The sequence below is a fragment of the Vibrio sp. Vb1574 genome (assembly GCF_033338675.1).
This window is the reverse complement of the sequence record NZ_JAWOTC010000104.1, coordinates 1-1,479: the sequence shown is the minus strand read 5'-3', so window position 1 is coordinate 1,479 and position 1,479 is coordinate 1. Positions and strand designations below refer to the sequence as shown.

The 1,479-nt window shown below is 46.9% G+C and carries 2 protein-coding genes; both read left to right on the top strand.

Annotated elements, in window-relative coordinates; genetic code table 11:
• A partial coding sequence (locus R7O12_RS23835; protein ID WP_318126507.1) for an energy transducer TonB occupies nt 1-532 on the top strand: 532 nt, incomplete at its 5' end.
• Nucleotides 529-1,479: hypothetical protein (locus R7O12_RS23830; protein ID WP_318126505.1), on the top strand; the 951-nt coding region annotated here is incomplete at its 3' end. The genes R7O12_RS23835 and R7O12_RS23830, both read left to right, overlap by 4 nt.

Here is a 1,479-nt window from a genome sequence, read left to right as displayed (position 1 = left end):
TCAACGCGCACCAAAACCGTCTGAGGCAGTGCGTTTTGATATGGTCATGGTTGAAAACGATGCCGATGTGCAGCGTCGTCAACGTTCAGTACCAGAGCAGCCAGAGCCACCTCAAGCACCAGAGCCGATGGAGCTGTCTCAAGCCAACACGCAAGTTGAGCCGATGAGCCAAGTAACACCGATCAGCGCGCTTGGGTTAAACACGGCGTTAGATGGTATTGCGATTAATGCGCCAAACCTAAAGGGAACCATGGGCAATCAACAAGCGTTACCGCTGTATAAAGTTGAACCTCGTTACCCAAGTAAAGCATTAAAACGCAAGGTTGAAGGCTATGTGATCATGCGCTTTACGATTGACACGACAGGTCGTCCAAAAGACATTGAAGTGATCGATGCAGAGCCAAAGCGTATGTTTGAAAAAGAAGCCATTAGCGCGTTGAAGAAGTGGAAATACCAACCCAAAGTTGAAAATGGTGTGTCGATTGAGCAGTTCGGACAAACCGCAAAAGTGGAGTTCAAATTAGGCAAATGATGAAGAAATTCTTATTCACAACGCTGCTTAGTTTGACCGCAGCCAGTGCGATAGCTCAAGAGCTTAGCCAGTACACCGCATCTAGAGTGCAGCGTGCGCACAGCCTAGCTCAAGAAGAGAAGCTTAAAGAAGCGATCTCAACTCTCGAATCGTTAGACCTATCGCGTGGCTACGATCAAGCGTTTGTTGCTCGTATGCTCGGTATTTTTTATTGGCAGAATGAGCAAGTTAAGCCTGCTATCAAGCAACTGGATTTCGCGGTAAGCAGCGGTTTATTGCAAGACGAGCAAGCGTGGCAAACACGTAAAATGCTAGCGGATATATTGTTGAACGAACAACAGTTTGCTAAAGCCTTTCCGCACTATTACGAGGTGAGTAAAGCTGTACCTAAAAACCAGAAAGCTCATGAAGTTTGGCTGCGCATCGCACAATCGCATTACCAGTTGAGCCAATGGAATAAAGTGTTATCAGCGATGGGTCGCTACGAGAAGTTTGGTCAGCCAGATGAACTTGGTCCATTGTCGATTAAGCTTTCGTCTGAACTGGAACTCAAAAAGTGGCAGCCTGCTATTGTCACCATCAAACGTTTGATTGCAATTGAGCCTGAACGAGTTGAATGGTGGCGTCAGCTCGTCGCTTTGCACTTACGTGTCGATGACAGCAAACGCGCACTAGATTCAATGGCTTTAGCCAAGCTACAAGGTGTCGCGCTCAGTCAAGATGATTTTAAACTGCTGGCACAGCTTTATGCGAAACGTGGAATCCCGGAGCGTGCTGCTTTAATTATGGAGCAGTTGGAAGACCTTAACGTCGATAGCCAGTTAAAAGCTCAGCAGGCGACCTATTGGCAGATGGCAAAAGAGTGGGATAAATCCATCGATAGTTGGCGAATTGCCGCGAAGTTGGATTCTAAATACTACTGGAACTACTCTCAGCTACTTGTTCAA